A 26057-nucleotide genomic window follows, 5' to 3' on the forward strand; every position below is an offset into this window, starting at 1 on the left:
CTGAACACTGAAAGCTGCGCAGGTACAACCCTTCACATGGCAACAAGTTTCAGTGCGATCCCCAGCATGACAATACCGATGACCACATCCAGAATCTGCCAGGCACGCGGTCTTACAAAGACCGGGGACAGCACCCTGGCCCCATAACCGAGGGAAAAGAAGAACACGAAGCTGGACAGCATCGCACCGCTCGCAAAGGCCAGACGGTCATCATACTGGGCCGAGATCGATCCGATCAACACTACCGTATCCAGATAGACATGCGGGTTGAGCCAGGTAAAAGCCAGCACCGTCAGCAGTACCGACCGAAGGCTGGCGCGTTGGCCTTTGGTCACGTCCATCGCCGCCCCGCCCTGCCACGCAGATTGCAGGCTGCGCAGCCCGTACCACGTCAGAAAGATCGCCCCTCCGTATCGCATGACGGTTTCAAACCAAGGTGCCGCTTCGGCCAGCGCACCAAACCCCGCGACACCTGCGGCAATAAGGATGGCATCCGACACTGCGCAGGTCAGACACAGGGGAAAAACGTGTTCGCGTCGCAATCCCTGACGCAACACAAAGGCGTTTTGTGCCCCGATGGCTAGGATGAGGCTGAAGCCCAGTAAAAAACCGGCGAAAAGGGATGCGGACATAATGCCTCCTGTGCGTTCAGGGGCATTGACTATGCGCATTTTGGCATCCTATCAAATTAAAGATGTTGATCCCAATTAAGTTTAGCTAATGATACTCGACCCCAACCACTTGTCGGCTTTGTCGTCGATTTTGCGGCACGGCAGTTTTGAGGCAGCTGCGACGGAACTTACTGTGACGCCTTCAGCCATATCCCAGCGGATCAAGGCACTGGAAGATCGCGTGGGGGCAGCATTGATCAATCGCGGACCGCCTTGCACCGGAACACCGGCGGGGCTGCGTATTGCCCAGCATGCTGAGGATATCGGTTTGCTCGAAGCGAAGCTGGCCCGCGAACTGACATTGGATCAAGGCACCGGCCCGGCCCGTGTCCGCGTGGCAGTGCCTGCCGACGTTCTGGCCACGTGGTTCATTGATGCCATGGCACAGGTGGATGGCTTGTTGTTTGACCTGGTGGTGGATGATCAGGATCACTCGGCCGAGTGGTTGCGTCGCGGCGAGGTCAGCGCTGCAATCACGGTAGGCGGTCAGCCGGTTTCGGGGTACGACACCTATGCCTTGGGCGCGCTGCGCTACATCGCGACCGCCAGCCCGGCCTATATGCAACAGTGGTTTGCCGAGGGTGTAAACGAACGCTCGCTGGCCCTTGCCCCTTGCTTGACCTTCAACCGCAAGGACAACCTTCAACGAACGTGGATCATCGAACAGATGGGGTGCCGGATTTCCCCACCCTCGCATTTTCTGCCGTCTCCGCAAGGGTTTGTGGATGCGGCCATAGCTGGGTTGGGTTGGGGCATGAACCCTGTCGGGCTGGCGAAGAGCGCACTAAATGATGGGCGACTACGTCCGCTGCTGCCTGACGCCCCTCTTGACGTGGGTCTGACTTGGCAGGTGGGGCGCGTTCTGTCCTCTGCGCTGGTTCCGCTGACTCGCGCGGTCAGACAAACCGCGGCAAAGGAGCTTCTTCCGTCGCAATCATGACTGTCCCGGTTGCGCGCCCTTGGCCTTTTCCGCGTTGGGAAGGACCACGCGGTAACAGGTGAGGGCAGCAAACAGACTAACCATAGTGATGAACACAATGGCCCACGCAACCTCATGCATATGGGCGACCCCGGCCAAGGCCGCCGACAGGATCACCGCCGTGATCCGGCAAATACTTTTGATCGCCGCCGCGCCTTTGACACGTTGATCCTTTGGGGCCACGTCCAAATAATACAACTGCCGCGCACCGCTTATGCCAGTTACGGCCACGGTCACAACGAACAGCGCGATAGCATGCAGATGGACTGCGTGATCAATACCCAGAAAGTGGACAGTGACCAACGTGGCTCCTGTCGCGGCAACCATCAGGTTTCCGGCCACCATGACGGCGCGGTGGGATTTCATGTTCACCAGCTGCCACAGCGGTGCCGAGACCAAATATCCCGACGCGGATGAGATGATCATGGCCGTCAGTCCCTTGGCTGAGGCATGATGTGCCTCGGCCGCGATCAGGGCAAAAAATGGCACCGACAGGGAGACCACGACCAAGGGCAGCCGCATGACCAGATACCGACGGAACCAAGCCTGGTCGAACATGGCGGCAATATCGGTAAAGTTCTCTGAAAATTTCCGTTTCCGCACCCTTTGCGGTGTGTCCTTGACCTCATCCCCTCGTGCGATTTCTGAGATCGCAAGAATGGACAGGCCAGACAGAACGAAAAAGGCCACCGAAACCGCAATCACGGTGGAATGGCGGGAAAACGGTGGGTTTTCCTTGGTGATCTCATGCACCAGCAGCGCCAATCCGATGGCTCCCAACCCGCCGATGCCCAATTGAAGATAGTGCATGATCATCCGCGATTTGGATTGCACTTGATCCCCTATCAGATCCGTTAACATCAACGATTGAATTTCTTCGATCAGGCCGATCACGAAGAACGCTGCGACAAAGGCCAGTGCAATTGCAGGAACAAACCCTGTCGCGGCCACCAAAACAGCCATGACAAGGCAGGCGCCTATACAAACCTCGGTTAGGGCAATCCCGCGTTTCTTCTGCTGTCGCGCCGAAATCGGCTGTGCCAGAAAGATATCCGAAATCATGCTGCCGACCATCCGAATGGACACCAATGCGCCTGCGATGAACATGGGCAATTCAAAAGAAACGGCCAGAAACGGCAGGACGATTGAAGGGCTGCCAAGCGTCCACGCGACCTGAGACAGGATGCTCTGACCGGTCAGAACAGGAATATTGCGTTTGGGTTGGCTGGCTGGGCTGTCCGTCATTCGCTCAATCAGATTATGTGCCGTTTGGGCACAGATATTCTGGTCAAGCCTATCGGGTTCTGTCCAACCGGCCAAGAACCCACAAAGCAAAAAACCCGACCAGAGGCCGGGTTTTCCAACAGAAATTCAAAACGCTTAAAGCTGCGCCATGACCTCGTCTGTGGCCTCGAAGTTCGTGGTCACGCGCTGTACGTCATCGTCATCTTCCAGCGCATCGACCAGCTTCATCAGCTTTTGCATGTCTTCCAGCCCCAGCTCGGTTGTAGTGGTGGGTTTCCAGATCAGCTTGGTAGATTCGGATTCGCCCAGCGCGCCCTCCAGTGCGTTCGACACATCATTCAGGTCGGTGTCAGCACACCAGATGATGTGACCGTCTTCCGAGCTTTCGACGTCTTCGGCGCCGGCATCGATGGCGGCCTCAAAAACGGTGTCCGCATCGCCTGCAGTGGCCGGATACACCACCTCGCCCTTGCGGTCGAACATGAACCCGACCGAGCCGGTTTCACCCAGATTGCCGCCATTCTTGGAAAAGGTTGAACGCACGGTCGAGGCGGTGCGATTGCGGTTGTCAGTCATCGTCTCGACGATCACAGCCACACCGTTAGGGCCGTAACCCTCATACCGGATTTCTTCGTAATCATCGCCTTCACCCGCAACCGACTTTTTGATCGCCCGGTCGATCACGTCCTTGGGGACTGAGTTCGACTTGGCCTCTTTAACTGCCAAACGCAGGCGTGGGTTCTTTTCGGGATCGGGGTCGCCCATCTTGGCGGCGACGGTGATTTCTTTCGACAGTTTGGAAAACAGCTTGGACCGCGCGGCGTCCTGACGTCCCTTGCGGTGCTGGATGTTGGCCCATTTGGAGTGGCCTGCCATGGTGCGTCCTCGTGATAGTGATTGCGTATTCGGCGCTCATATAGACGTTTGCAGGGCATGGGATCAAGAGAGCGGCTTGCGAGACGCCCCCTTGCGGGTATGGTGGCGGGATGACGACAGATCAGATTATTCTTTTCACCCTTTTTGCCACTGTATTCGGAATGCTTCTTTGGGGGCGGTTTCGCTATGATCTTGTGGCGTTTTCTGCGCTGTTAATCGGGGTCGTTCTTGGCGTCGTGCCGGTGGACAACGCCTTTGCCGGGTTTGGACATCCGGCAACCATTATTGTGGCGTTAGTTCTGGTTGTCTCAGCAGGGCTGGTTCGGTCGGGGGCGGTGTTTCTGATCACGCGCACGCTGGTTGATGCCTCGCGCGGGCTTGGCGCGCATATCGCACTGATGGGCGGGATCGGAGCTGTTCTGTCGGCTTTTATGAACAACGTGGCCGCACTGGCCTTGTTGATGCCGGTCGACATTCAAACCGCGCGCAAGGCGGGGCGGTCGGTAGGCCTGACCCTGATGCCGCTGAGCTTTGCCACCATTCTGGGCGGTATGGCCACCCTGATCGGGACGCCGCCTAATATCATTATCGCCTCAATCCGTGCCGAAACCTTGGGCGAGCCGTTCCGGATGTTCGATTTCGCCCCTGTCGGCGGGTTAGCGGCCATTGCCGGGCTGGCCTTTGTGTCTTTGATCGGATGGCGTCTGATCCCGAACCGCGGCCCGCAAGAGGAAACGTCCGAGGCGCTGGCGGAATACATCGCCGAACTGACCATCCCTCCGGAATCAGCGCATATCGGCAAGCGGGTCAGCGAATTGTATGAGGCCGCCGAGAAATCCGACGTCGCCATCATCGGTTTGATCCGCGATGGCAAGCGGCGCTATGGACGATCGGCCCATGCTACCTTGAAACCGGGCGACGCGCTGGTGCTTGAGGCGCGGCCCGAGGCACTGGATGAATTCCGTGCAGCGCTGAATCTCGATTTTTCGGACACGCGGAGGCAGGAGTTGCTGACGGCCGAGGGCGACGGGCTGGAAGTGATCGAGGTTGTTGCCACCGAAAGCGCCCGCATCACCGGACGCACCGCGCAAGGGTTAGGGCTTGCCTGGCGGCAAAGCACTGTGCTGATGGGCATCTCGCGCCAGGGTCGCCGTATCACCGAACAGGTCCGCAAGACCGAAGTCGAGGCAGGCGATATTCTGCTGCTGCTCTGCCCTCGTGACCGCAGTGCCGACGTGACCGAATGGCTGGGCTGCCTGCCGCTGGCCACGCGTGGCCTGAACGTCACCGCTAATGACAAGGCCTGGCTGGCCATCGGGCTGTTTGTCGCTGCGGTATTGGCCGCAAGTGTCGGGCTGATCTACCTACCGATTGCTCTGGGGTTTGTCGTAGTCGCCTATGTGCTGACCAAAATCTTGCCGATTGCCGATCTCTATAACCATATAGAATGGCCGGTCGTTGTGCTGCTGGGATCGATGATCCCGCTGGGCAGTGCTCTGGAGACATCAGGCGGCACCGAATTGATCGCCAATGCGCTAGTGCAACTGACGGATGGCCTGCCCGCATGGGCGATCCTGACGGTATTGATGGTTGTTACAATGACCCTGTCGGATGTGCTGAACAACACCGCCACAGCCATCGTCGCCGCCCCCGTTGGCATCCAAATGGCTCGCACGCTTGAAGTCTCTCCCGATCCGTTTCTGATGACGGTTGCCGTGGCAGCCTCGGCCGCGTTCCTTACCCCGATCGGGCACAAGAACAACACGCTGGTGCTGGGGCCTGGCGGATATCGGTTCGGGGACTACTGGCGCATGGGTCTGCCGCTGGAAATCCTCATCGTTGCAGTTTCCGTTCCTGCCATCCTTGTCTTCTGGCCGCTTTGACGGGTAAGGGCACTGCATGAAACGATTTCTGATCCTGCAACTGCGTCCCGAGACCGAAGCTTCGGACGCCGAATACGCCTCGATACTGGACAAGACTGGCCTGTCGCCGGACCAGACCCATCGTATCCGTCTGGATTGTCAGGGCCTGCCCGCGGGTCTGGATGTGACAGATTATGCCGGCGTTATCGTAGGTGGAGGCCCCGGCTGCGTCAGTGATGATCCGGCGACGAAATCCGAGATGGATGCAGGTATCGAAGCGGCCATCATGGGTTTGATGCCGCAGATCACCGCGAATGATCACCCTTTCATGGGCTGCTGTTACGGATTGGGCATTCTCGCGGCGCATCTGGGCGGCGATGTCAGCAAGAAACAGTTCGGAGAACCCGTCGGCCCCTCGACCTGCCAACTGACAGATGAAGGCGCGCTTGACCCGCTGACCGCCGGGCTGGGCGACAGTTTTGAGGCTTTCGTCGGCCACAAAGAGGCTGTGCAATCCCTGCCCGACGGATGTGTCCACTTGCTGTCTTCGGACCCCTGCCCGTTTCAGATGATCCGCTGGGGTCAAAATGTGTATGCCACGCAGTTCCACCCCGAGGCCAACGCGCAAGATTTCGAACAGCGCATCAATATCTACAAGGATTTCGGATACTTCCCGCCCGAAGACGCCCAGCGCCTGATCGATATCTGTCACGCCGCCGAGGTCACCAAGCCCGGCGAAATCCTGCGCCGTTTCGCCCAACGCTACATATGACCTAACGGCGCGGTTGCCTGCGCCTTGAACACTCGCTTAGGCTGATCCGAACGGCTGAGGGAGGAGTTGTTCTTGGATTTGCTAATAAATGTCGGGCTGCCGTTGTCGCTGGCCATTATCATGCTGTCCCTTGGTGTTGGGCTTCAGGTATCTGACTTCCAACGGGTGCTGCGCCGGGGTTATCCTTTTGCCATAGGCGCGCTAAGCCAAGTTGTTTTGCTGCCCGTCGCAGCCTTCATCATAGTCAAACTCTTCGCTTTGCCGCCCGAGATCGCGGTGGGGTTCATGCTGCTTAGCTTTTGCCCCGGAGGGGTCACCAGCAACATCCTGTCCAAACTGGCCAAGGCCGATGTCGCGCTGTCGGTTAGCCTGACTGCCGTGATCAGCCTGTTGTCCATGATTACCGTTCCCGTTTTGGCGGCTTGGACCATCGCTCACTTCATGGGCGAAGACGCGCCCGACGTGTCGATCACCGGGCTGGCAATTGCAATGTTCCTGATCACCACACTGCCCGTCGCCATCGGTGTCAGCCTGCGCCATTTCGCAGCCGGATTTGCCGAACGGATCGACGCGCCGCTGTCCAAGACGGCCACCGTTCTTTTCGTTCTGATCGTGATCGCCGCGCTTGCCGGGAACTGGCAGTTGTTCGTCGACAACCTTGGGATCATGGGCGCGAGTCTGATCACGCTGAACGTTGCGCTGTTGGCGATTGGATTGGGAATTGCCCGTGCCGCGAAGCTGTCGTGGACGGAAAGCAAAACGGTCTCAATCGAAACCGGCATTCAGAATTCGACGCTGGGGATCACGTTGGCGGCGCTGATCACCGGGACAGACAGCGGGTTCAGCCCGCTGGCTCTGCCCTCGGCCGTCTACGGGATCATGATGTATGTCGTGGCCCTGCCCTACATCGCCTGGCTCCGCAGCCGCTGAAAGGACAAGACATGACCAACACTACTGCTGACGCCATTGTCGTGGGCGCCGGACTGGCTGGGCTGGCCGCTGCGGCTGAGTTGGGGGATCGTGGCAAGAAGGTGATCGTGCTGGATCAGGAGCCTGAGCATTTTCTGGGCGGGCAAGCGCATTGGAGTTTAGGCGGTCTTTTCATGGTCGACACGCCAGAACAGCGCCGGATGGGCATCAAAGACAGTCAGGACCTTGCGCTGCGCGACTGGATGGGCAGCGCGCAGTTTGACCGCGAAGAAGACGCATGGCCCCGCAAATGGGCCGAGGCCTATGTGGAATTCGCCGCAGGTGAAATGCGTCCGTGGCTGTATGAGATGGGCCTGCGCTGGTTCCCTATCGTTGGCTGGGCTGAACGCGGTGGGTCCTATGCGGATGGTCATGGAAATTCAGTGCCGCGGTTTCACATCACATGGGGCACCGGACCGGGCGTTCTGAAGAACTTTGTCCGCCGCGTGCGCGAACATGTCAGCGCCGGTCTGATCGAGTTGAAATTCCGCCATCAGGTCAGCCACATCATTATGCAGAACGGGTGCGCCAAAGGGGTCTCGGGCGAGGTTCTAGCCGATGACACGGCACCCCACGGTGCCAAAACCAACCGCGATGAAGTGGGTGAGTTCGAGGTCTATGCGCCCTCGGTCATCGTTTCCTCGGGCGGAATCGGCGGCAATTTTGAGATGGTGCGCAAAAGCTGGCCCCGCGATCGGCTGGGTGAGCCGCCCAAAGATATGGTGGCGGGCGTTCCGTTTCACGTGGATGGTCGTATGATTCCAATAAGCGAAAAGGCCGGCGGGCACGTCATCAACGGCGACCGGATGTGGCACTATACTGAGGGTGTGCGGAACTGGAATCCGATCTGGCCCGCGCATGGCATCCGTATCCTGCCCGGCCCCAGCTCATTGTGGTTTGACGCGCGTGGCAATCGGTTGAAACCGCCCTTCATGCCGGGGTTCGACACGCTGGGCACGCTGAAGGAGATCCTTAAAACAGGATATGAATACAGCTGGTTTGTGCTGACCCAAAAGGTGATCAAAAAGGAATTCGCCCTGTCCGGGTCTGAGCAGAACCCAGACATGACTGATGGCGGCTGGCGCGAGGTGTTGTTTCAGCGCATCCTGACCGGCTCAAAAGCTACTGCGCCGGTCGAGGCCTTTAAGGAACATGGAGAGGACTTCATCGTCGCCAACACCCTGACCGAGCTTGTCAGCGGTATGAACCAGATGGGCGGTGGTCTGATCGACGAGACCCATTTGCGGGCGCAGATCGAGGCGCGGGATTCACAGGTCGACAACCCCTTTACCAAAGACGCGCAGATGGCCGCCATTCTGGCTGCTCGCAACTATCGTGGCGACAAGCTGATCCGCACCGCCAAGCCGCACAAGTTTCTTGATCCCGCAAACGGCCCGCTGATCGCCGTGAAACTGCACGTGTTGACACGCAAAACGCTGGGTGGATTGCAGACCAATCTCGACAGCCAGATGATCGGCGCCGATGGTCAGGTTGTGCCCGGCCTGTTTGCGGCAGGCGAGGTCGCTGGGTTCGGCGGCGGTGGCTATCACGGCTACAACGCGCTGGAAGGCTCGTTTCTGGGCGGCTGTATATTCTCGGGCCGCAATGCCGGGCGATCAAGGGCCGTCGCCTGACGGCCCCGCCTTACCGGGTGCGCACGAATTTGATAACCGGTTCGCCTGCGGCATCCAGAAAGGCCAGCGCATCGCCTTCAACCGCGTAAGTGGTGACGCTTTGCAAGGCTTGAAAGAATTGCCGCTCAACCTCTTCCAAGGCCGGAGGACACGCCATCAGCGTGGCAGCCATATTGTCAGGGAATGCGATAGTCACACCGGAAATGTCGGCCTGTCCGTTGAACCGGTTGCAGCCACCGCTGCCTGAAAAGGCACCATCTTGGGCAAAGTTAATCTCTGGGCGGCGCTCTGCTTCAATCGGTGCGCCGTTCAGGGCGGCGGCCGTCCACTGCGTGTTGTTCAGCATGTTTCCCCCCTGCACTTGCACCAGCATAAGGTCTGCGGAATTTCCTGCCCCATCGGTCAGGACCGGATAGGCCGTATCGGTGGTGAACAGCAGGTCTTGCCCCTGGCTGATCGAGGCCCGCACCACATAGCGGTGCCCGTCTTTGATCAGCGCGTCATCGAATGTCAGCTCGAACTGCGCGGGAACGCTGTCCATTGCATAGCGTTTTGCAGCAAGGGACACTGCCGGTGCATCGGCCAGAGAGACATCCTGAAGCTCGACATATAGCGTCGCATCGGGCGGCACGGCAATCCGCTCGCGATAGGCAGCGGTTCCCGTTACGGTTCCAGCATGGCTTTGGCTGCCCAAAATAGTCAGGACAAGAGCGCAGACAACGATGGCCTGGCCGAGCTTTGGAAATGGCATGACACAATCCTTTCACTTCCACTTTGGTGAAAAGATCGTGGCCAGATCAGTATTTACAAGACCTAGTGATCCAAATCGGCGATTCCACGCCTGATTTACAGGGGCCAGATCAGCGGGATCAACAACGACGCCAGCAGCCCAACAGTCAGGTTCAGCGGAATGCCGACCTTCATGAAATCGACAAACCTGTACCCGCCCGGACCATAAACCATCATGTTGGTCTGATACCCGATCGGCGTCGCGAACGAGGCTGAGGCCGCCACCATCACCGCCACCACCAGCGGGCGCGGGTCAATCCCGACCGCCTGAGCCAACCCGATGGCAATCGGTGTCACCACCACGGCCACCGCGTTGTTTGATACCAGTTCGGTCAGCACCGAGGTCAGCAGGTATACGGCCCAGATGATCAGGAAGGGCGGCAATGAGCTGAGGCCCGGAGCAATCGCCTCGACAATCAGCGATACAGCGCCGGATTTATCCAGCGCGGCCCCTATGGCCAGCATCGAGAAGATCAACGCCAGCAAGCGGCCCTCGACAAAAGAAAATGCCTCATCCGCGTCGATGCAGCGCGTGATCAGGACCACCGCAACTGCCAGAACCGACAGCAACAGGATCGGCGCGACACCCAACGCGGCCAAGGCGACGATACCGACCAGCGCGCCAATCGCAATGGGGGCATGGCTTCGCCGGAACGCACGTGCCGACGGTTGCGAAACGTCGACCATGTCCATGTCGGCGGCGAGTTTCTGAATGTCAGCGGGCGATCCTTCCAGCAGCAGCGTGTCGCCGACCCGCACCACAAGATCATCCAGTTGACGCCCGATATTCTGGTTCCGTCGGTGTACAGCCAGCACATAGACACCATACCGACGCCGCAAACGCAGCGTACCCAGCGTCCGACCCACCATGCGGCAACCTGGGGTGATCAGAACCTCGACCGTCTTGGTCTCAACGGCCGAGACCTGATCGACGCGCTTTAGTTCCTTGTTGCTTTGCAAGCTCAGCAATTCGGTCATTTCAGTTCGCAGAACGACACGGTCGCCAAGTTTCAGCTCAACACCTTTCAGATTACGCCGCAGCGACTCATCCCCGCGGATTACGTCGATCAGCCGCACACCGGGGCGCTTGAACAGCTGAACCCCTGTGACCTCTCGACCGATAAGGTTGCTTTCAGGCGGAATGACGGCTTCGGTAAAGAACTTCATCTTGGACCGGTCGGACAGCAAGGTTGCCATGCTGTCCCGATCCGGCAGCAGGCGCGGCGCGATGAAGCGCAGGTAGACCATACCGTAGATCACCAGAGCGATGCCCAACGGGGTCACCTCGAAAATGGTGAATGCAGTCATCCCCTGCGCACGGGCCACACCATCCACCAACAGGTTGGTCGAGGTTCCGATCAACGTCAGCGTGCCGCCTAAAATCGCTGCATAGCTCAGCGGAATCAGCAGTTTCGAGGCCGGAACATTCAGCGTGCGCGCGATCTGCACAAATACCGGGATCATCACGACAACCACCGGCGTATTCGACACCACGGCCGACGCCAGCACAACAAACGCCATCAGCAGCCCGATGGCGAAACGCGGGTTTACCTGTGCCTGCTTTTGCGCGGTCGAGGTAAATGCGTCCAGCGCGCCAGTGCGCACCAGAGCCCCCATGATGATGAACATCGCCGCAATCGTCCACGGCGCCGGGTTGGATAGAACCGCCAGCGCGCTTTGATACGGCAAGATACCCGTCACCAGCATGATGGCGACACCGCCGATGGCAACGACTTCGGTCGGATAGACCTCACGCAGGAACATGACGAACATGCCCGCGACGACCAAAAGCGCCAGTATTGCGCTGCCTGTTTCTGTCAGTTGAAGGAATTGCATTCTTGGTATTCTGTCCGAACCCTAGCCTGGCTTGCGCGCCCGGCAGCCAGTTTCACGCATTGCGCGCGGCAGAGCAAGCCTGACATCGCCTTATTGCGGCCCGGCCTGCTGCAAACGCCCACCGACGCGCACCATTTGCACAGATTTTGCTCGCCCGTCGCGGTCATCGGTTTCAACGAACACACCGCTCAGCGTTGCTTCGCCATTGGCCGGGGTGAACCGCGCCTTGGGCATGCCGGTGATAAAACGGCGCATCGGCTCGACCTTGTCCATCCCGATCACTGAGTCATAGTCGCCACACATCCCCGCATCGGTCAGATACGCCGTGCCACCCGGCAGGATCTGTGCATCCGCAGTTGGAACATGCGTGTGCGTGCCGACCACAAGGCTGGCACGTTTGTCACAATAATGGCCCATCGCCATCTTCTCAGACGTGGCCTCGCAATGCATATCGACGATGATCGCCTGGGCCTGCCCGCCACGCGGGTGGGACTTCAGAATGGGCTCAACCGCCGAGAACGGATCGTCAAAGGGCCGTTTCATAAAGACCTGCCCCAGAACCTGCACCACCAGAACCTTGCGCCCGCCCGGCGCGGTGTACAGCCGATGCCCCCGCCCCGGCGCACCCTTCGCAAAATTCACCGGGCGCACGATACGCGGTTCGCTCTCGATCAACTGCAGCATATCTTTCTGATCGAACGCGTGATCGCCCAGCGTTAGACAGTCCGCGCCCGCGTCCAGTAGCAGCTTGGCATGATCGCCGGTCAGACCCATCCCGTTCGAGGCATTCTCGCCATTGACCACAACGAAATCCAGCCGCCATTCGTCGCGCAAACGCGGCAAATGTTGCTGAATGGCCGTGCGTCCCGCACGGCCCATGACGTCACCCAGAAAAAGTATCCTCATCCAACCTGTCCTAAGTGTGGTAATGACCAAGCACAAGTGATTAAGCTGCCTGCATAATCTGCCAAAGCCTTTAAAACAGGAGAATCTTGATGACTCGCATCCTTTTGGCCGTTGCTGGCCTATTCGCACTTGCCGCCTGCGACGAAACCCCAGCAACCGATTCCACCACGCAACTGGCGAACCCCGCGGCGACCTATTGCATCGACAGCGGCGCACAGTACGAGATACGCGACGGTGACAACGGCCAAACTGGCGTTTGCATTCTGCCGGATGGGCGCGAGGTGGATGCCTGGGAGTTCTTCCGTGAGAACCACCCGAGCTAAGGCGATCAGCCCGAGAACGTCAGAACCCGGCTCTCGGTAATCACCATATCCAGCGGCTGATCCGTGGGCTCCAACGGCAGCTCTTTGGCCTCTTGCGCGTCAAAGGCAAAGCCAATGGCCAGTGTCGGGCGCTTGGCGCGCAGACCCTGCAACGTGCGGTCGTAAAAACCGCCGCCATAGCCCAGCCGCCCGCCCAGCGCATCGAAAGCAACCAATGGGACAATCAGAATTTCGGGGTCGAAGTAATCGTCGACCTCGGGCACCTTGGCCCCAAACGGGCCGTCCTTCAGCGTGCCTTCAGGCGTCCAGCGCGAAAACTTTAGTGGCTGACCGGCAGCCTGAATGACCGGCACACCAACCGGACCATAGGCCGATGCTTCTGCCATCGCCGCCACTGGATCAATCTCGGTACGGATCGGCATATAACCGGACAGAGGCACGCCACGGTGTCCGGCCAGAACCTCGGACAAGCGCCCCGCAGCACCGGGCAGGCGGGTGTCAAAAGCTACCTTACGGCGTGCAAAAGCCGCCTTGCGCGCAGCGGCTTTGATTTCGGTCAGATCGGTCACAGTAGCACCACGCTGGCAAGCCCCAGGAACAGGAAAAACCCCATGACATCCGTTGTGGTCGTCACGAAGGTGCCGGAGGCAAGCGCCGGGTCAGCGCCCAATCGGTCCAGCACCACAGGTACTACCGTACCGATGAACCCAGCGATGATCATGTTCACGACCAAGGCAGCGCCGATCACGACACCCAGCATCGCAGAATCGAACCACATCATCCCCACGGTTCCCAAAACGATGGCGAAACACAGGCCGTTCAGCATCCCCACCAGCAGTTCCCGCCGGATCACGCGCAATACGTTCGACCCCGTAAGGTCGCGCGTCGCCAAAGCCCGCACCGCAACTGTCAGCGATTGAGTGCCCGCATTGCCGCCCATCGACGCCACGATCGGCATCAGAATGGCCAGCGCCACCAACTGATCAATCGCCGCCTCGAACTGCGAGATCACCAACGAGGCGCAAATCGCCGTGCACAGATTCACCGCCAGCCACGGCAGGCGACGCTTGCTGGTCGCGGCAACGCTGTCGGACAGCGAGCTCTCGTTGCTGACACCCGCAAGGTGCAGCATGTCCTCTTCGTATTCCTCATCCAGAACAACCATCGCGTCGTCGATGGTGATCACACCGACCAGCCGCCCGTCTGCATCGACCACGGGCGACGAGATCAGGTGATACTGGTTGAACGCATATGCCACGTCCTCTTCGTCCTGATCGACAGGAATAGTGTGGAACTCTTCTTCGGCGATGTCGTGCAGCGGCACCTCACGCCGAGCGGCCATCAGCTTGCCCAGCATGACCTGCGCTACCGGCTTCAACCGGGGATCGACCAAAACAACGTGATAGAACTGTTCCGGCAGGTCGTCATTGGCCCGCATGAAGTCGATGGCCTGCCCAACTGTCCAATGTTCGGGGGCCATGACAACCTCGCGCTGCATAAGGCGACCGGCCGAGTTTTCGGGGTAGGACAGCGCCTGCTCGGCCGCGATCCGTTCGGAATCCTCCAGCGCGTCAAGGATGGCCTCTTGCTGCGGTTCTTCGAGGTCTTCCAGAAGGTCGACAACATCGTCGCTTTCCATGTCCCGTACAGCGTCGGCCAGAACGTCCGGGCGCAGAACCTCGATAACCTCTTCACGAACGGCCTCATCCAGTTCCGACAAGATATCGCCGTCGAATTCCTTGTCGTACAGACGGATCAGTTGGGCGCGTTCCTGAGGGCTGATCTGTTCCAGAAGGTCGGCGATGTCCGCAGCGTGCAGCGGATCCATCAGCTCGATCAGTTTGTCGCGATCATCCACTTCGACCGCGTACAGGATATCCGCCACAGTCTTGCGATCCAGCGCATAGACGTCTTCGTCACTTGTGGACTCGGTTACGGGTTCATCAAAGCCTGTTGTCATGTCTGCCCCCGTTTCGCGCGCTCATTGCCCCCTAATTAGAAGAAGCAGCTACCGGAAAACAATGACAATGCGCCGATTTACCGGCAAGTTTCGCCCGCCTATGCTGTTTCACAGTCCTATTCAGGCGGAGATGGATGAAAATGGCGCAAAAAACGCTGCTGAAAGGTCGTGTTCTGAGCTTTACGGGTTCCCCTTTTGAAGGAGAACCGACCGAGGCCGTGAAAATCAGCGGGGCCGTTCTGGTTGAAGACGACCGAATATCCGCTGTTGGGGATGCCGAAAGCCTGCGCGCCAACAACCCCGAGGCCAACGTGGTGGATCACGGCCAGAACGTGATCATGGCAGGTTTCGTCGATGCGCATGTCCACTATCCCCAAACCGCAATGATCGCCAGTTGGGGCAAACGTCTGATCGACTGGTTGAACACCTATACCTTCCCCGAAGAGATGAAGTTCGGTGATCCGGCCTATGCCGGTGAAATCGCCAATCGCTATCTTGACCTGACAGCTGCGCACGGCACCACGACCATGTGCAGTTTCTGCACCATTCACCCCGAAAGCGTTGATGCATTTTTTACCGCCGCGCAAAAGCGCAACCAACGGGTTGTGGCAGGCAAAACCTGCATGGATCGCAATGCGCCCGAAGGTCTGAGGGATACAGCACAAACGGGTTATGATCAGTCTCAGGCGCTGCTTGAGAATTGGCACGGGGTCGACCGCCTGTCTTATGCCATCACCCCGCGTTTTTCACCCACGTCCACGCCGGAACAACTGGAAGCCATGGGCGCGCTCTGGGCCGATTACCCGCATTGCCTGATGCAAACCCACCTGAGCGAACAAACCGATGAGATCGCCTGGGTCCGCGGGCTATTCCCCGAGGCACGCGATTATTTGGATACCTATGAAAAATTTGGCCTATTAGGGTCGAACGGCCTGTATGGCCACGTTATCCATCTTGAGGCACGCGAACGCGATCGCCTGCGCGAGGTCGACGCGGCGCTAATCCACTGCCCGACTTCGAACACATTCATCGGCTCTGGCTTATTCGATATGGCGGGGTTGATGCGTGACGGCCATCGCGTCGGGTTGGCGACGGACACCGGCGGCGGGTCCAGTTTTTCGATGCTGCGAACGATGGCAGCAGCTTATGAAATCGGACAACTGCGCGGGGCGCCGCTGCATGCCGCGCAACTTTTGTGGCTAAGCACGGTTGGCTCAGCACGCACGCTAAGGATGGACGATTGCATCGGCAACGTTGCACCGGGGATGGAGGCTGATCTGATCGTGCTCGACCTCGCCTCGACCCCCGCCATTGCCCAGCGCGAAGCCTGCGCCGAGAACCTGTGGGAGGCCATCTTTCCCACCATCATGATGGGCGACGACCGGGCGATCACAGAGGTCTGGATCGCCGGTCAACGTGTTTCCAACTAGACTTGCAGGGCGCGGGCCAGCTGGTTCTGCCGCTCGATCACGCGGGGCATGTCCAAACTGGTGACATGCCCGTCACACACGATCTGGCGGCCCTCGACGAACAGGTGCTTGACCTTCACCGGCCCGGCCAACAGCAAAGCCGCCGGATCCCAACTGCCGGCGCTTTCGATACAGCTTGTGTCCCAAATCGCGATGTCAGCGCGTTTTCCGGGCTCCAGACGTCCGCAATCAGGACGGTTCAGCACATCTGCACCACCGCGTGTCGCAATCTCTAGCACTTCGCGCGACGACATGGCATCCGCGCCGTTGGCTACCCGTTGCAACAGCATGGCCTGACGCGCCTCGAGGATCAGGTTGCCGCTGTCATTGCTGGCTGAACCATCCACACCCAGGCCAACAGGCACGCCGTGGTCTCGCATCGCGCGTACCGGTGCAATGCCCGAACCCAGACGGCAATTGGAACAAGGACAATGCGCAACGCCGGTCTGAGTTCTCGCGAACAGGTCAATCTCAGCTTCGTCCAGCTTGACGCAATGTGCATGCCAAACGTCCGGGCCGGTCCAGCCCAGTTCCTCGGCATATTGGCCCGGGCGGCATCCAAATTGGGCCTGCGAATAAGCGATATCCTCGTCGTTTTCCGCCAGATGGGTGTGCAACATAACGCCCTTGTCCCGCGCCAGAATCGCCGCATTGCGCATCAGGTCGCGGCTGACGGAAAATGGCGAACAAGGCGCAAGCCCGACCCGGCACATTGCGCCTTCGGACGGGTCATGAAACGCGTCGACCACACGGATCATGTCGTCCAGAATCGCTTGCTCTTTTTCGACCAAGGCGTCGGGCGGCAGACCTCCGTCGCTTTCCCCGATACTCATCGCACCGCGCGTCGGATGGAATCGCATTCCGATCTCGGCGGCGGCAGCAATCGTGTCATCCAGCCGGGCACCGTTGGGGTACAGGTAAAGGTGGTCGGAACTGAGTGTACACCCTGACAGCGCCAGCTCGGCCAACCCGATCTGAGCCGAGACAAACATTTCTTCGGGCCCAAAGCGGGACCAGATGGGATACAGCGTCTTAAGCCAACCAAACAACAGCGCATCCTGCCCACCGGGCACCGCACGGGTAAGGCTTTGGTAAAGGTGGTGATGGGTATTCACCAGACCCGGCGTGACGACACATCCTGTGGCGACATGCACCTCTCCGGTTGTTTGCAGTCCGTGGCCGATCTGGTCGATCTGTCCACCGCGGATCAGGATATCCGCGCCGGAAAGCTCGCGGCGTGTGTCATCCATCGTCAGGATGGTCTCTGCGTTCTTGATCAGGATTTCGGTCATGTCGCCCTCCTTGCATCCGCCCGTTTCGTGCAAGAAGGTAAGGGCTGGCGGAAAACGGGCATAAGAACCAGCCGGGCAGAGATTACCTGACCAGCCTTAACCCGACAACCTGTTTCAGTAGTTGCGCAGAAGCTTTAGCGCCGCCGCATGTAATTCGGCATTTGCCGCAGCCAACACCCGTCCGCCCTCATGGGCTGGACCACCTTGCCAATCTGTCACGATACCACCTGCGGCCTCGATCACCGCAATGGGGGCTTGAACATCATAAGCATTCAGGCCCGCTTCGATCACCAGATCGACCTGCCCCGCCGCCAGCAAAGCGTAAGCGTAGCAATCCATGCCATACCGGGTCAGTTGCACCTGTTGGGCCACAGCCTCGAACCCGGCGCGGTCTTCAGGGGTGCCGACCTCGGGGAAGGTCGTGAACAGAATGGCCTGATCCAGGCTGGAGGTTTTGCGAGTTTTCAGCGGCATAGTTCCGGTCGGCCCAGTCGCCTGTGCAACATCCGCTGATCCAAGGAAACGTTCGCCGATATAGGGCTGATCAATGACGCCCAAGAATGGCCCGTTCTGGTTGCTCAGCGCGATCAGCACGCCCCATGTCGGTGTGCCGCTGATAAAACCGCGGGTGCCATCGATCGGGTCCAACACCCACGTCCGGCCGGAATTGCCCTGCGTCTGGCCGAACTCCTCGCCGAAAATGCTGTCATCGGGGCGGTGCTTGGCCAGAACCTCGCGCATGACCTTTTCCGCATTCCGATCCGCGACCGTGACCGGATCAAAGCCGTCGACCAGCTTGTTCGAAGTCTCAATATTTGATTGTCTAAAAAACGGAAGAATGGCCGCACGCGCCGCGTCGGCCATTTCTTCGGCTACATCCAGATCACTTAAAGTTGTCTCTTGCATGCGCTACCCGTGCGGATCACACGTGCCAGAGTCAACCCCGGTTCTCTCAGGCGACGTCGCTCAGGACGCGGGCAAGTTCGAACAAGCGGCGGCGCTGGTTTTCCGGAATCGCATAGTAAGAGCGCACCAGATCCAGAGCTTCCTTGTCCCCCATCAGATCGGCCGGAACCGATTTTTTGCCGGCTGTTTCCTTTTCAGATTCTTCCAGACCTTCAAAGAAAAAGCTGACGGGAACATCCAATGCCTCGGCAATGTCCCAAAGGCGCGACGCGCTGATCCGGTTGGCCCCGGTCTCGTATTTCTGAATCTGTTGAAACTTAATACCAACCTGCTGCGCCAACTGCTGTTGGGTCATGCCAATCAGCCAGCGGCGATGCCTGACGCGTTTGCCCACATGGACATCGACGTGATGGGTCATTGGTATTCTCCTCTTAACTACACACACAACTAATTCGGGTGTGCGACATGCATGTACTACCGCAACACTAGCGAGCCGCCCTTAACCACTCCCTAATCAGGAACATGCCCCCCAAATCAGCACCTGGGACAATATTGCTCTTTTTGGGCTTTTTTTCAAGAAGGTTGAATCTGTTTCGCCATGCACAGGACTAAGGTTGTGCCCTTTCGATCCCGCACACGCAGTTAACGTAGGCAAGCCTGAGACGTCATCCACACAGTCCTTTCCGCCGCGCCGGGTAAGCGATTGACATTCCCCGGTCAGCACGAACCTATGCGCCAAACCACAGGAGCCCGACCATGCTGGCCTATAGAATTTCATCCACGGACGCCGCCGCCCAGCTTTGCGACATTGACGTGCCGACCCCACAAGAAGGCCAGGTCCGTGTCGCGATCAAGGCATGCGGTCTGAACTTTGCCGATCTGCTGATGCAGAAGGGAACGTACCAGGACACGCCGCCCGCGCCGTTCACTCAAGGAATGGAAATCGCCGGCGTGGTCGAAACAACAGGTCCTGGCGTTTCGCATCTAAGCCCAGGTGACCGGATTGCAGTCTATTCAGGTCTGGGCGGTCTGGCGGAATTCGGGGTGTTTGACGCTGAACGCGCAATTCCCCTGCCCGATTCGGTCAGCTTTGAGGACGCCGCCGCGATTCAGATCGCTTATGGCACCAGTCACATCGCCCTGGATCACCGCGCCCAATTACAACCCGGAGAAACCCTGCTGGTCACTGGCGCGGCTGGCGGTGTTGGGCTGACCGCCGTCGAGATCGGCAAGCTGATGGGGGCAACCGTAATTGCGCAGGCGCGCGGCGCAGACAAACTGGCGGTCGCTCAGGCAGCGGGGGCGGATCACCTGATTGATGCGTCCGAGGATTTACGCGCGCGTGTCAAGGAACTGGGCGGAGCGGACGTGGTGTATGACGCCGTTGGCGGCGACGTGTTCAAAGCCGCCTTTCGCGCCGCCAACCCCGAAGGCCGCCTGCTGCCTATCGGTTTTGCAGGCGGAGATGTGCCGCAGATTCCGGCCAATCATCTGCTGGTTAAGAACCTGACGGTGATCGGCTTTTACATCGGTGGTTATCTGACCTTTCGGCCGCAGATCGTTCAGGACAGTTTTGACACGTTGTTTCGGTGGTGTGCCGAAGGGCGGATCAAGCCGCATATCAGCCACGTGCTGCCCCTGTCGGATACCGAGAAAGGCCTGCAATTGTTGCGCGACCGCGCGGCAACCGGCAAGGTCGTGATTACGCCCTAACCGACCACAGCCTTCAAAGGCGCACTGCCGAGCATGCGGAAATTCTGTCGAACCAAAGCTGCAAGTGCCTCAACCAACGGTCCGCGTCCAGTATCGCCTCCGTACAGGTTGATCATATGTTCGGGCAGCTCAGGCAATACACCGCCATCATCGATTTGAACCAAATGCGCAGCCTCGGTTCCGTCGAGCATGGCGTGGACGGCCAAGTCAGCGGCAACGGTCGCCTCGATGGTGCGATCATTTTCGGTTTCAACCGACAGCTCCCACGGGATGCCAGCCTCATCCAATGCCGCGATGACCTGTGGCCGGAACATGCAGCGACGGCCAAGCGCTATTGGGATCGGCCGCTTGCGCCACGCCGACCCACCCGGCGCCCCGATCCAGCGCAACGGCAATTCGGCGATGATTTCGCCCCCCTCGCCCGCACTTGCCTCAGTTGTGAGGATCAAATCGCATTCGCCGCGTTTGAACATTTCCTTCAACTGCATCGTGTACGAAGAAATCAACTGCACCCGCACCCGCGGGAAATCCACGTTGAAACGCTGCAGGACACGCGGAATAGCCGGGTAAACGATGTCATGCGGCACACCCAGAACGACTTCGCCCTCAAAGGCTTGGTCAGTGAGTTTCGAGATCACCTCATCGTTCAACGCAATCATCCGGCGGGCATAAGCCAACAGTTGTTCTCCGGACGCTGTCAGCGCGATGGTCCGGCCACTGCGATCCAGCAGTTCCAGTCCCAGCAGCTCTTCCAGACGCTTCAACTGCATTGAAACGGCGGATTGCGTCAGGTGCAGGAACCCGGCGGCACGTGTCACTCCACCCTGATCCGCCACCGCCACAAACGATCGCAATGTCGTAATGTCCAAATTCCGCATGTTCACGAATCCTTATGCATCACTTCAAAAACATTCATTTTTAAAATGTCTCATAGTGCGCCATATAAATCAAGGAACTTGATGAGAAACCAAAAACTCATCGAGGATCAATGAAAGGACATATATTATGACCCAAATTGCAATTCACAGACCTTGCCCGCCCCGTCGTCGTTTTGGCCTGACCATGTTGTTGGATGCGTTCTCGCTGCGTCGCCAGCGTTGCACGCTTGCCAGATTGGATGCACGAGCACTAGAAGATATCGGAATCACCCGCGAACAGGCTGATGCCGAAGCCGCTCGCCCTTTCTGGGATGCACCGGAATTCTGGCAAAAATGACCCTGACACTCATGTTTACCTACTGAATGGCGGCCCGCTGACGCAGGTCGCCATTTTGTTGCATGTTTTAACCGGTTTCCCACTCTAAACTCTTGAAACACGGCCCGCAGTTGCCGATATTTGCTGGGAACGGGGTCCGGGTTTCGGACCGCGAAAAGAATTATGTGAAGGGAGACCCTTTAATGGCACAATTTGACACGATCCGGACGGCTGCCGGTACGCGCGCTGCCCAGATTGACGAGGGCCTGCGCGCCCATATGAACAAAGTCTACGGCACGATGTCCGTGGGCATGCTGATCACGGCGCTCGCCGCATGGGCGATTGCCGGTCTTGCTGTGACGTCTGATCCGACCAACGCAGTGGCCCAGATCGGCGCTGACCGTTACCTGACCAGCCTGGGTGGGGCACTATTCATGTCGCCGCTGAAATGGGTTGTGATCTTCTCGCCTCTGGCCTTCCTAATCTTCGGATGGGGCGCACTTATGCGGCGCGGGTCGGCTGCAGCCGTACAGCTGGGCTTTTTCGTCTTCGCCGCCGTAATGGGCGTGTCGATGAGCTCGGTGTTCATGATCTACACCCCCTACTCGATCGCACAGACGTTCATCGTGACCTCGATTGCCTTTGCTGGCCTAAGCCTCTTTGGCTACACCACCAAGCGCAACCTGAGCGGCATGGGCACGTTCTTGATGATGGGCTTGATCGGCCTGCTGGTGGCGATGGTCATCAACATCTTCCTGCAATCGCCTGCAATGATGTTCGCAATCTCGGCAATCGGTGTACTGATCTTTGCTGGTCTGACCGCGTTCTACACGCAGGACATCAAGAACACCTACATTGCGCACGCAACCCATGGTGATCAGGAGTGGTTGAACAAAGCCGCTATTGACGGCGCGCTAAGCCTGTACATCTCGTTCCTGAACATGTTCCAGTTCCTGCTGATGTTCATGGGGCAGCAAGAATAGCGCGCTTCAACACTGCACCAATCAAACAGGGCGGGTCCAAAACGACCCGCCCTTTTCTTTTGCCTATTTAGCCGTTTCACAGCCCGGTTGACACCTCGACCGGTGCCCCAAAAAGACAAAGGCCCCGCTCAAATGGCGAGGCCTAGGAAGATAGAATGAACGGGGTCTTAGCTGCAGTTCAGCGGCACCGCAAAACCCGAGCTGCTGTCGGAAGAGCCCTTGCGGTAGACGTCACCCGCAGGCAGACAGCCGGTAAACTGTTCCGCGTTGCGACCAAAGTTGGCACCGATCTGATTATCGACGCGCGTGCTGTTGTTCGGGGTGCGCAGAACACCATAGAGGGTGCCGTTCACATTGACGGTGCTGAGGAACAGATTGGTGTCCTGCCCGGTCAGAACCACCGAGTCCGTATCGCTGCGCCCACCATTTTCAATTGCAACTCGGGCAACTTTCTCTGCCTCAGTCTCATCCGTCGTGACGGCCACGGCAGGCAGAACGGCCAGTTCAGCCGGCACATTCGTTGCAGGCGGAAGGATGCCCACTGCACCGGGTACATCCGAAAGCGAGCGCGGTTCACCATCGATACCCGTGAATCCGATGCCTTCGCGGTTATAGGGATCTTCACAGGCCGCTAGGGCCAGAATGATCGTAGAGGAAAACAAGATTTTTTTCATGACGGCCAACATTTTGGAACGAGTTGTTGAAGCGTAGAGGCAAGCTCTTGCAAAAAGCAACCCGTCGACGATCCGATTGCCCCAATCGCTGATGCTTCGTTGCAACGGCGCGAAGCGCCACAAGCCCGACCCCAGTGGGTCATGCGCAAAGAAAAAGGGCCCTGCCACAGCAGAACCCTTCGTAACTGTCCAAGCTGGACGGCAGATTACTTAATCTTGCCTTCCTTATACTCGACATGCTTCCGAACGACCGGATCGTATTTACGAATGGTCATTTTCTCGGTCATGGTGCGCGCGTTTTTCTTGGTCACGTAGAAGTGGCCCGTGCCCGCGGTCGAGTTCAGACGGATCTTGATTGTCGTCGGCTTCGCCATGGTTATCTCCTGCGTCCGGAAAGGCAGGGGCCTTTCGGTTGAATTCCTATGAGCGTGCGCTTTTACTCGGTCGCGCAGCCGAGTCAACCAGATTCCGCGCACAACGCGCACAATTCCTGCAGTCGCACCCTGCTCCGGTTTGGCGCGATCACGGTTCTGTGATAAGGTCCCGCCGTTCTATCCCACAAAGAAGCCGACGACAGGCTCGTATTTCGAAACGGCAGCAACAGGCGAAACCCTCTGCGAGCAGAGGTTTTAAGCATGTTTTTGGGGGGCTATCATGACGGAATGGAAACTTCAGGGTGAAGAATTGGCCAATTGCAATTGCAACTTTGGTTGCCCGTGTCAGTTCAGCGTCCTTCCAAGTCATGGCAATTGCGAGGCTGTTGTCGTGTTCGACATTGAGTCCGGGAACTATGGCGACACCGATCTTGCCGGAGTGCGCGCGGCTGGCGTGTACCACTGGCCTGGCCCCATTCACGAAGGCAACGGCCAGATGCAGCTGATCATAGACGAGGCCGCCAGCGCCGACCAGCGCGCCGCTATTGAGGCCATCATGAAAGGTGAAGACACCGACGAAATGGCGACCATGTGGTACGTGTATAGCGCCATGGCCCCGACAAAACATGAAACACTGTACGCCCCGATCGAACTGAAATGGGATCGGAATGAGCGTGCTGGATACGCCAAAGTTTCGGGTATCTTCGATGTAGAGGTCAGCCCGATCCCGCATATCGTCTCGGGCATGCCGCATCGTGCTTCGATACAGTTGCCCAACGGGTTTGAGTATCGCCACGCCGAGGCAGCCTCAGGGACTGCCAAGACTACGGGCGGCGCGATCAATCTAACCTTTGATGCTACACACGCGCATTTGGCGCATCTCAACATCTCAGGCCACGGAGTCCTCGGCGCATAGCGGAGGCTGACATGAGCACGTTCCCTCCCCGACCCGGAGTCGTAGATCGGGTGCTGCGGCGCGACCGCGGCATCGTTGTGTTCTGCGTTCTGCTGATCATTCTGGGCGCGTCCTGGTACACGGTTGCGGGCATCGGTATGAACATGTCCGCCATCGACATGACCCGAATGGCTGGCCCGATTGGCGAGCCGATGAGTATGGCGACTGAAACACGCTGGACACCGATCTACGCCGTTCTGATTTTCCTAATGTGGTGGGTCATGATGATTGCCATGATGACCCCCAGCGCTGCCCCCACCGTTCTGTTGTATACGGCGATCAAACGAATGGGGCCTGACGAGTTGCGGGCGTCGCGTCTCAGCCTGCTTTTTTTGACGGGCTATCTGGTTGCCTGGGCGGTGTTCAGCATCATTGCAACCGGGGCGCAATGGGCGATGGAATGCGTCGGACTGTCCGATGGGCCGATGATGACGATCCACTCGAAATTTTTTGCCGGATGCGTACTGGTCGCTGCCGGTTTGTACCAGTTGTCCAGCTTGAAAACCGCTTGTCTGCGCCACTGCCGCAGCCCCGCCCAATTCCTGGCCGACCACAACAGGCCCGGTGCCTATGGCGCGTTTCGTACCGGCGCGCTGCATGGTGCGTTTTGCCTGGGATGTTGCTGGGCGTTGATGTTGCTGCTGTTCGTGGGCGGAGTGATGAACCTTTATTGGATTGTGGGCATTGCCGTTTATGTCGCGTTGGAAAAGCTGATGCCGCGGGTGCGGTGGTTCGTTCCGCTCACTGGTGTTGCGTTGATCGTCGTGGGCGTTTGGCTGATCGCAGTCTCATAGATCGCGACAGGCTGAAACGTTCATAAGGGCTGAAGGACCGGCCAAATTTCGGGTTCTGCATTAACTTTTTTGACAGGAGGTAGTCATGCCTATTTTTATCACCTACGCGTCCTATTCGCCGGAAGGCGTTAAGGGAATGCTCAAGAAACCCGTGGACCGTTCGGGCGCGGTCAGGGCATTGCTGAAAAAAGCCGGCGGTAAGCTGGTGGCGTTTTACATGACCTCTGGCGACAATGACGTGGTGGTTGTCAGCGAATTGCCGGAAAGCACGGATGCAGTTGCTATAGGCATGGCCGTTGCAGCATCAGGCGCGGTGTCAAAAGTTGAAACCGTGCGCGCATGGAAGGCAAAAGACTTTGTCGCTGTGACCAAAAAAGCCGCAAAACTGACCGGAGCCTACAAGGCGCCGGGCCGTTAATCGGGATCTACGCGCGGAGGGCCTGTAAGCCGGATCTTGTTCCAGGGTTACCCCCTTCGATGACCATTCCTCTAGGCCGTGCATTGCTGCGCGGCTCAAGCTGCCAACCCGGTCCCTCTCGGCCAAGACGCGCTTAGCGGCGGTATCGGCTGACGCCGACCGGCCCGCGCGAGGACCCTATTTGGCATTGCTCCCGGTGGGGCTTGCCGTGCCGCCGCTGTTGCCAGCAGCGCGGTGGGCTCTTACCCCACCGTTTCACCCTTACCGCGTATTGCCTGAGGCGAACCTCTGCAATGGTGCGGCGGTCTGATTTCTGTGGCGCTTTCCGTCGGGTTGCCCCGCCCGGGCGTTACCCGGCACCGTTGTCTTGTGGAGTCCGGACTTTCCTCTCGGGCATACGCCCCAGCGGCCATCCGGCCCTCCGCGCGGGGTGTGGGTATGCTTTGGGTACGGCGGCGTCAAG

At 58.6% G+C, this 26057-nt stretch carries 27 protein-coding genes and 1 other RNA gene; 13 read left to right on the forward strand and 15 right to left on the reverse strand.

Translation table 11 applies throughout. From position 1 onward, the window contains the following. Window positions 1-32: 32 nt before the first annotated feature. Window positions 33-632 carry a LysE/ArgO family amino acid transporter gene (locus GOX21_RS09735; RefSeq protein ID WP_170347971.1) on the reverse strand — a complete coding sequence of 200 codons (600 nt, stop codon included), beginning with the start codon at window positions 630-632 and terminating at the stop codon, window positions 33-35. An 88-nt stretch (window positions 633-720) separates the two neighbouring features. On the opposite strand from GOX21_RS09735, the gene GOX21_RS09740 reads away from it, so the two are divergent. Further along, window positions 721-1611, forward strand: coding sequence for a LysR family transcriptional regulator ArgP (locus tag GOX21_RS09740; protein ID WP_170374414.1), 891 nt, complete (start codon window positions 721-723; stop codon window positions 1609-1611). Here GOX21_RS09740 and GOX21_RS09745 read toward each other — a convergent pair. Both GOX21_RS09745 and GOX21_RS09750 read right to left on the reverse strand, forming a co-directional pair. Further along, complete coding sequence (locus GOX21_RS09745) at window positions 1606-2895, reverse strand: permease (RefSeq protein ID WP_170374411.1); 1290 nt, start codon at window positions 2893-2895, stop codon at window positions 1606-1608. The genes GOX21_RS09740 and GOX21_RS09745 overlap by 6 nt on opposite strands. 135 nt (window positions 2896-3030) lie before the next feature. After that, window positions 3031-3771, reverse strand: coding sequence for a YebC/PmpR family DNA-binding transcriptional regulator (locus GOX21_RS09750; protein ID WP_170347968.1), 741 nt, complete (start codon window positions 3769-3771; stop codon window positions 3031-3033). 110 nt (window positions 3772-3881) lie between these two features. Here GOX21_RS09750 and GOX21_RS09755 point away from each other — a divergent pair, with 110 nt between their 5' ends. The 4 genes from GOX21_RS09755 to GOX21_RS09770 all read left to right on the forward strand — a co-directional run bounded on the left by GOX21_RS09755 (window position 3882) and on the right by GOX21_RS09770 (window position 9008). After that, complete coding sequence (locus tag GOX21_RS09755; RefSeq protein ID WP_170347967.1) at window positions 3882-5654, forward strand: SLC13 family permease; 1773 nt, start codon at window positions 3882-3884, stop codon at window positions 5652-5654. Window positions 5655-5670: 16 nt separating this feature from the next. Next, the gene (locus GOX21_RS09760; RefSeq protein WP_170374408.1) at window positions 5671-6405 is read left to right on the forward strand and encodes a glutamine amidotransferase; all 735 of its coding nucleotides are present in this window, start codon (window positions 5671-5673) and stop codon (window positions 6403-6405) included. Between the two features lie 72 nt (window positions 6406-6477). Beyond that, window positions 6478-7335 (forward strand): bile acid:sodium symporter family protein, encoded by an 858-nt coding sequence (locus tag GOX21_RS09765; protein ID WP_170374406.1) that lies wholly within the window; start codon window positions 6478-6480, stop codon window positions 7333-7335. Between the two features lie 11 nt (window positions 7336-7346). Then, on the forward strand, window positions 7347-9008 hold the full coding sequence (locus GOX21_RS09770) for an FAD-binding dehydrogenase (RefSeq protein WP_170374403.1): 1662 nt from the start codon (window positions 7347-7349) through the stop codon (window positions 9006-9008). A 10-nt stretch (window positions 9009-9018) separates the two neighbouring features. Here the strand turns inward: GOX21_RS09770 and GOX21_RS09775 are convergent, their stop codons facing one another. The 3 genes from GOX21_RS09775 to GOX21_RS09785 form a co-directional block, all read right to left on the reverse strand. After that, entirely contained in the window at window positions 9019-9759 is a 741-nt protein-coding gene (locus GOX21_RS09775) for a YbaY family lipoprotein (protein ID WP_170374401.1), read from the reverse strand. Window positions 9760-9854: 95 nt separating this feature from the next. Continuing rightward, on the reverse strand, window positions 9855-11633 hold the full coding sequence (locus GOX21_RS09780; protein ID WP_170374398.1) for an SLC13 family permease: 1779 nt from the start codon (window positions 11631-11633) through the stop codon (window positions 9855-9857). Between the two features lie 90 nt (window positions 11634-11723). Then, on the reverse strand, window positions 11724-12539 hold the full coding sequence (locus GOX21_RS09785; RefSeq protein ID WP_170374396.1) for a TIGR00282 family metallophosphoesterase: 816 nt from the start codon (window positions 12537-12539) through the stop codon (window positions 11724-11726). A gap of 89 nt (window positions 12540-12628) precedes the next feature. Between GOX21_RS09785 and GOX21_RS09790 the strand changes: the two genes are divergently transcribed. Beyond that, window positions 12629-12862: a putative hemolysin gene (locus tag GOX21_RS09790; RefSeq protein ID WP_170347960.1), complete on the forward strand. Its 234-nt coding sequence runs from the start codon at window positions 12629-12631 to the stop codon at window positions 12860-12862. A gap of 5 nt (window positions 12863-12867) precedes the next feature. On the opposite strand, the gene GOX21_RS09795 is transcribed toward GOX21_RS09790, so the two are convergent. After that, complete coding sequence (locus GOX21_RS09795; RefSeq protein WP_170347959.1) at window positions 12868-13431, reverse strand: 5-formyltetrahydrofolate cyclo-ligase; 564 nt, start codon at window positions 13429-13431, stop codon at window positions 12868-12870. Beyond that, a complete protein-coding gene (gene mgtE / locus GOX21_RS09800; protein WP_170347958.1) occupies window positions 13428-14822 on the reverse strand; it encodes a magnesium transporter in 1395 nt (464 codons plus the stop codon). Before mgtE ends, GOX21_RS09795 begins: the two co-directional genes overlap by 4 nt. Before the next feature lie 140 nt (window positions 14823-14962). Between mgtE and guaD the strand changes: the two genes are divergently transcribed. Next, a complete protein-coding gene (gene guaD / locus GOX21_RS09805) occupies window positions 14963-16252 on the forward strand; it encodes a guanine deaminase (RefSeq protein ID WP_170374394.1) in 1290 nt (429 codons plus the stop codon). Here the strand turns inward: guaD and GOX21_RS09810 are convergent. The 3 genes from GOX21_RS09810 to GOX21_RS09820 all read right to left on the reverse strand — a co-directional run bounded on the left by GOX21_RS09810 (window position 16249) and on the right by GOX21_RS09820 (window position 18907). Further along, window positions 16249-17583, reverse strand: a complete 1335-nt coding sequence (locus tag GOX21_RS09810) for an 8-oxoguanine deaminase (RefSeq protein ID WP_170374391.1) — start codon at window positions 17581-17583, stop codon at window positions 16249-16251. The genes guaD and GOX21_RS09810 overlap by 4 nt on opposite strands. A 114-nt stretch (window positions 17584-17697) precedes the next feature. Continuing rightward, entirely contained in the window at window positions 17698-18489 is a 792-nt protein-coding gene (gene hisN / locus GOX21_RS09815; protein ID WP_170374388.1) for a histidinol-phosphatase, read from the reverse strand. Between the two features lie 46 nt (window positions 18490-18535). After that, window positions 18536-18907, reverse strand: coding sequence for a helix-turn-helix domain-containing protein (locus tag GOX21_RS09820; protein WP_170347955.1), 372 nt, complete (start codon window positions 18905-18907; stop codon window positions 18536-18538). Between the two features lie 338 nt (window positions 18908-19245). Between GOX21_RS09820 and GOX21_RS09825 the strand changes: the two genes are divergently transcribed. Next, window positions 19246-20202: an NADPH:quinone oxidoreductase family protein gene (locus GOX21_RS09825; RefSeq protein WP_170374386.1), complete on the forward strand. Its 957-nt coding sequence runs from the start codon at window positions 19246-19248 to the stop codon at window positions 20200-20202. Here GOX21_RS09825 and GOX21_RS09830 read toward each other — a convergent pair. Further along, window positions 20199-21080 carry a LysR family transcriptional regulator gene (locus tag GOX21_RS09830; protein WP_170347953.1) on the reverse strand — a complete coding sequence of 294 codons (882 nt, stop codon included), beginning with the start codon at window positions 21078-21080 and terminating at the stop codon, window positions 20199-20201. The genes GOX21_RS09825 and GOX21_RS09830 overlap by 4 nt on opposite strands. Window positions 21081-21207: 127 nt before the next feature. Between GOX21_RS09830 and GOX21_RS09835 the strand changes: the two genes are divergently transcribed. Continuing rightward, the gene (locus tag GOX21_RS09835; RefSeq protein WP_170347952.1) at window positions 21208-21417 is read left to right on the forward strand and encodes a DUF1127 domain-containing protein; all 210 of its coding nucleotides are present in this window, start codon (window positions 21208-21210) and stop codon (window positions 21415-21417) included. A gap of 182 nt (window positions 21418-21599) precedes the next feature. After that, window positions 21600-22379: a Bax inhibitor-1/YccA family protein gene (locus GOX21_RS09840; RefSeq protein ID WP_170347951.1), complete on the forward strand. Its 780-nt coding sequence runs from the start codon at window positions 21600-21602 to the stop codon at window positions 22377-22379. Window positions 22380-22546: 167 nt separating this feature from the next. On the opposite strand, the gene GOX21_RS09845 is transcribed toward GOX21_RS09840, so the two are convergent. Together GOX21_RS09845 and rpmG are read right to left on the reverse strand one after the other, a co-directional pair. Then, complete coding sequence (locus GOX21_RS09845; RefSeq protein WP_170347950.1) at window positions 22547-23053, reverse strand: hypothetical protein; 507 nt, start codon at window positions 23051-23053, stop codon at window positions 22547-22549. Window positions 23054-23259: 206 nt separating this feature from the next. Next, window positions 23260-23427: a 50S ribosomal protein L33 gene (gene rpmG / locus GOX21_RS09850; RefSeq protein WP_037309480.1), complete on the reverse strand. Its 168-nt coding sequence runs from the start codon at window positions 23425-23427 to the stop codon at window positions 23260-23262. 280 nt (window positions 23428-23707) lie between these two features. Here rpmG and GOX21_RS09855 point away from each other — a divergent pair, with 280 nt between their 5' ends. From GOX21_RS09855 to GOX21_RS09865, 3 genes are all read left to right on the forward strand, one after another. Beyond that, complete coding sequence (locus GOX21_RS09855) at window positions 23708-24343, forward strand: DUF1326 domain-containing protein (protein WP_170374383.1); 636 nt, start codon at window positions 23708-23710, stop codon at window positions 24341-24343. Between the two features lie 11 nt (window positions 24344-24354). Continuing rightward, complete coding sequence (locus GOX21_RS09860) at window positions 24355-25176, forward strand: DUF2182 domain-containing protein (RefSeq protein ID WP_170374382.1); 822 nt, start codon at window positions 24355-24357, stop codon at window positions 25174-25176. 85 nt (window positions 25177-25261) lie between these two features. Then, window positions 25262-25594, forward strand: coding sequence for a GYD domain-containing protein (locus tag GOX21_RS09865; protein ID WP_170347947.1), 333 nt, complete (start codon window positions 25262-25264; stop codon window positions 25592-25594). A 9-nt stretch (window positions 25595-25603) separates the two neighbouring features. On the opposite strand, the gene rnpB is transcribed toward GOX21_RS09865, so the two are convergent. Further along, window positions 25604-26019: RNase P RNA component class A (gene rnpB, locus GOX21_RS09870), an RNA gene on the reverse strand. Window positions 26020-26057: the final 38 nt, after the last annotated feature.

This window comes from Ruegeria atlantica, assembly GCF_013032005.1.
GTDB lineage: Bacteria > Pseudomonadota > Alphaproteobacteria > Rhodobacterales > Rhodobacteraceae > Ruegeria > Ruegeria atlantica_A.

Coding starts and splice junctions, on each gene's coding strand:
- GOX21_RS09735 (WP_170347971.1), bottom strand. CDS start 632: ATGTCCGCATCCCTTTTCGCCGGTTTTTTACTGGGCTTCAGCCTCATC.
- GOX21_RS09740 (WP_170374414.1), top strand. CDS start 721: ATGATACTCGACCCCAACCACTTGTCGGCTTTGTCGTCGATTTTGCGG.
- GOX21_RS09745 (WP_170374411.1), bottom strand. CDS start 2,895: ATGACGGACAGCCCAGCCAGCCAACCCAAACGCAATATTCCTGTTCTG.
- GOX21_RS09750 (WP_170347968.1), bottom strand. CDS start 3,771: ATGGCAGGCCACTCCAAATGGGCCAACATCCAGCACCGCAAGGGACGT.
- GOX21_RS09755 (WP_170347967.1), top strand. CDS start 3,882: ATGACGACAGATCAGATTATTCTTTTCACCCTTTTTGCCACTGTATTC.
- GOX21_RS09760 (WP_170374408.1), top strand. CDS start 5,671: ATGAAACGATTTCTGATCCTGCAACTGCGTCCCGAGACCGAAGCTTCG.
- GOX21_RS09770 (WP_170374403.1), top strand. CDS start 7,347: ATGACCAACACTACTGCTGACGCCATTGTCGTGGGCGCCGGACTGGCT.
- GOX21_RS09775 (WP_170374401.1), bottom strand. CDS start 9,759: ATGCCATTTCCAAAGCTCGGCCAGGCCATCGTTGTCTGCGCTCTTGTC.
- GOX21_RS09780 (WP_170374398.1), bottom strand. CDS start 11,633: ATGCAATTCCTTCAACTGACAGAAACAGGCAGCGCAATACTGGCGCTT.
- GOX21_RS09785 (WP_170374396.1), bottom strand. CDS start 12,539: ATGAGGATACTTTTTCTGGGTGACGTCATGGGCCGTGCGGGACGCACG.
- GOX21_RS09790 (WP_170347960.1), top strand. CDS start 12,629: ATGACTCGCATCCTTTTGGCCGTTGCTGGCCTATTCGCACTTGCCGCC.
- mgtE (WP_170347958.1), bottom strand. CDS start 14,822: ATGACAACAGGCTTTGATGAACCCGTAACCGAGTCCACAAGTGACGAA.
- guaD (WP_170374394.1), top strand. CDS start 14,963: ATGGCGCAAAAAACGCTGCTGAAAGGTCGTGTTCTGAGCTTTACGGGT.
- GOX21_RS09810 (WP_170374391.1), bottom strand. CDS start 17,583: ATGACCGAAATCCTGATCAAGAACGCAGAGACCATCCTGACGATGGAT.
- hisN (WP_170374388.1), bottom strand. CDS start 18,489: ATGCAAGAGACAACTTTAAGTGATCTGGATGTAGCCGAAGAAATGGCC.
- GOX21_RS09820 (WP_170347955.1), bottom strand. CDS start 18,907: ATGACCCATCACGTCGATGTCCATGTGGGCAAACGCGTCAGGCATCGC.
- GOX21_RS09825 (WP_170374386.1), top strand. CDS start 19,246: ATGCTGGCCTATAGAATTTCATCCACGGACGCCGCCGCCCAGCTTTGC.
- GOX21_RS09830 (WP_170347953.1), bottom strand. CDS start 21,080: ATGCGGAATTTGGACATTACGACATTGCGATCGTTTGTGGCGGTGGCG.
- GOX21_RS09835 (WP_170347952.1), top strand. CDS start 21,208: ATGACCCAAATTGCAATTCACAGACCTTGCCCGCCCCGTCGTCGTTTT.
- GOX21_RS09840 (WP_170347951.1), top strand. CDS start 21,600: ATGGCACAATTTGACACGATCCGGACGGCTGCCGGTACGCGCGCTGCC.
- GOX21_RS09845 (WP_170347950.1), bottom strand. CDS start 23,053: ATGAAAAAAATCTTGTTTTCCTCTACGATCATTCTGGCCCTAGCGGCC.
- rpmG (WP_037309480.1), bottom strand. CDS start 23,427: ATGGCGAAGCCGACGACAATCAAGATCCGTCTGAACTCGACCGCGGGC.
- GOX21_RS09855 (WP_170374383.1), top strand. CDS start 23,708: ATGACGGAATGGAAACTTCAGGGTGAAGAATTGGCCAATTGCAATTGC.
- GOX21_RS09860 (WP_170374382.1), top strand. CDS start 24,355: ATGAGCACGTTCCCTCCCCGACCCGGAGTCGTAGATCGGGTGCTGCGG.
- GOX21_RS09865 (WP_170347947.1), top strand. CDS start 25,262: ATGCCTATTTTTATCACCTACGCGTCCTATTCGCCGGAAGGCGTTAAG.